Source organism: Streptomyces sp. NPDC059455, from assembly GCF_042750115.1.
Classification (GTDB): domain Bacteria; phylum Actinomycetota; class Actinomycetes; order Streptomycetales; family Streptomycetaceae; genus Streptomyces; species Streptomyces endocoffeicus.
The window spans coordinates 1-2,588 of the sequence record NZ_JBHYVB010000446.1 but is presented as its reverse complement, the minus strand read 5'-3'; the positions used below and the strand labels follow the sequence as shown (position 1 = coordinate 2,588).

The following is a 2,588-nucleotide window of genomic DNA, read 5'->3' as shown; positions in this document are numbered from 1 at the left end:
GCCCGGCGCGGGGGGGGGGGGGGCGGCCCCCCCCCCCCCCCCCCCGGCGAGGCGGGTCATGACACGGCCGAGGCGCGGATGTCGTGTCCGTCCGCGGTCAGACAGCGGCCCGTGCTCAGGTCGTAGCGCCAGCCGTGCAGGGTGCAGGTGAGCACCTCGCCCTCGATCTGCCCGAACCGGCCGAGGTCGGCGCGCAGATGGGGGCAGCGCCGCTGCACCTGCCAGCCGTCCAGCACGATGTCCTGGCCGTCGTCCTGGCAGGAGTCGTAGTAGTTCTCCACGTACTCGATGCGCTCCATCGACAGGCACTTGAGGAACACATACAGGAATTCGTTGTAGGGCCCGATCCGGCTGGCGGTGAACCGCATCGACAGCAGCAGGCTGTTGGACCAGTCCACCTCGCGCCGCTCGATGTTGGTGGCCACCAGATCGGCCGTGGTGGACAGCGTGTAGCGGCAGCGCTCACCGTTCCAGAGGCGGACCTCCCGCGCCGGGAAGTCGATCACGATCGGGACCTCGCCCACATCCAGCCGCGCCGGGCCGCCGACGCCCGCGCAGATTCGGTCCGCCCTGGTCAGCAGCGGTTCCCACCACTGCTTCAGCTCGGTCAGCAGCCGCTCGCGCGGCAGTGCGGTGGACCGTGAGGCGCGCTCGGCGGCGAGCGCGGGCCGCTGGCGGCGGGCGAACTCCCGCAAGTACGCGGGCTTCTCGCCGAAGATGTGCTCGATCTCCGTCTCGGTGTAGCGGTGGGTGAGCTTGCACGCGGTGTCCTCCGGCTCCGCCACCGTCCCGGGCAGCAGCAGATGCGCCGCCACCCGCGGGCGCGCCCGGCCCAGCTGGCGCAGGAACTCCAGCTGGTCCACGAAGATGCTCTCCCCGTCCTGGCCGGTGCCGTTGTGCTCGAAGAGCTCGTCGTCGAGGAAGCACGGCGGGCCCGCGTTGGGGAACACATGCTTGGCTTCCACCGCGTCGATGTAGCGCAGCGCCCGGTCGAACTGCCCCTGCCGCTTGCGCGCGGCGAACTCCTTCTTGGCGGAGAGCGGCAGCTGGTACACCATCGGGTACCAGATCGCCCCGGAGAACTGGACGAAGTACGCGTCCACCTCGCCGAACTCCCGGATCGCCGCGATGTCCAGCGGATGGGCGTCGTTCTGGTTGAGCAGCACGGTCCGGCCGTCGTCCAGCGAGAGCGCGGAGTCTCCGATGGGGCCGTCCCCGGGGCCGGTCAGCGCGGTGATCATGATGCGCAGACCGTCGCGCTCGACCGGTGTACCGGAGGGGGCGCGGAGGAAGTTGGTGAAACCGAGCGCCCTCAGTTCGCGTTCCAGCTCGTCGGTGGCGAAGGCCGGAAGCAGCACGGTGATGTCCTTGCGCACGTTCCGGCGCAGATTCTCCGCGTCGAAGTGGTCGCGGTGGAGATGGGAGACATACAGATAGTCCGCCGTGCGCCCGTAGTACGCCCAGTCCAGATCGGTGTTGTCTGGGAACGGGAACCATGAGCCGAAGAAGGCGGGGTTGACCCATGGATCACAGAGCACCGACCCCGCCGCGGTCTCGATGAACAGCCCAGCATGCCCAAGTCCGGTCACGCGCATACCACAGCACCCCAACCCGGTCGGTGATGTCCGATATCTCCACCGTGTCGGTGTTCGTGGCCGTGTGCATCCGCGGCTGCGCTTGCCGGGTGGCGCGATCCGCCACCCGGGTCACACCAGAGTGATCAGAGCCGTTCGGCCATGGCGTCTCCGTCATGAGACGGTGGGCGCGACGGTCGTCCGCCGCTCCGGAGCGGATCCCGGAAGGCGCCCTCCACGTGGGCGAAGGGTACGGATGAGGGGGGTCTGGATGGTGCGGATCACGTTGGTCGCGCCCGCTGTCAACGCGGCGCTGCGGCAGGTGCGGTTCGATGACGCCCCGCCGGACGCGGCCGGGTTGCGCCGGGCCGCGGCGGCGGCCGCGGCGTTGCCCCACCACGACATGGCGTTCACCGCGCCCTCCGAGCGCTGCCGCGGTACCGCCGCGGCCCTGGGACTCGACGCCGCCGTGACGCCGGAGCTGGGCGATCTCGATGTGGGCCGCTGGCGGGGCCGGTCGCTGGACGAGGTGGGGCGGGAGGCGCCGGAGGAGGTCGCCGGGTGGCTGTCCGACCCGGCCGCGGCGCCGCACGGCGGCGAAACGCTGCTGGAGCTGGTGGAGCGGATCGGGGCCTGGTTGGACGCGCGGCGGGAGGATCCGGCACCGCCCGCCCCCGCCCGTGAGGCGCGGCTGCTCGCCGTCGTGGAACCGGCCGTGGTCCGGGCCGCCCTCGTCTACGCCCTCGGCCTGCCCGCGCCCACCTTCTGGCGGCTGGACGTCGCCCCGCTGACGGCGACGGAGCTCAGCGGCCGCGCGGGCCGGTGGAATCTGCGCTGCGGACACCCGCTGGCGGGGAGGGTGCCGTAACGAGGGGAGCGCGCCGTAACGAAATGATCTCTCCGATGGCGTGTCACCACAGGATGCGCTGTCGTGTCCCGATGGCATCCCCCACCACCAGGCTCCGCCCCGCCACCGCCACCCTCTGCGCCGCCGCGCTGGCGCTGCTCACCGCG

Annotated in this window: 2 protein-coding genes; one reads left to right on the top strand and one right to left on the bottom strand. The window is 71.6% G+C overall.

The genetic code is table 11. The annotated features are described in order from the left end of the window. Positions 1-56: 56 nt before the first annotated feature. Positions 57-1,595 carry a Rieske 2Fe-2S domain-containing protein gene (locus tag ACFXB5_RS53365; protein WP_385223271.1) on the bottom strand — a complete coding sequence of 513 codons (1,539 nt, stop codon included), beginning with the start codon at positions 1,593-1,595 and terminating at the stop codon, positions 57-59. A 250-nt stretch (positions 1,596-1,845) separates the two neighbouring features. Here ACFXB5_RS53365 and ACFXB5_RS53360 point away from each other — a divergent pair, with 250 nt between their 5' ends. Next, positions 1,846-2,442 carry a histidine phosphatase family protein gene (locus tag ACFXB5_RS53360; RefSeq protein ID WP_385223269.1) on the top strand — a complete coding sequence of 199 codons (597 nt, stop codon included), beginning with the start codon at positions 1,846-1,848 and terminating at the stop codon, positions 2,440-2,442. Positions 2,443-2,588 lie beyond the last annotated feature (146 nt).

What these genes read in the sequence shown, in the direction of transcription:
- ACFXB5_RS53365 (WP_385223271.1), bottom strand. Translation starts at nt 1,595, where the DNA reads ATGCGCGTGACCGGACTTGGGCATGCTGGGCTGTTCATCGAGACCGCG.
- ACFXB5_RS53360 (WP_385223269.1), top strand. Translation starts at nt 1,846, where the DNA reads ATGGTGCGGATCACGTTGGTCGCGCCCGCTGTCAACGCGGCGCTGCGG.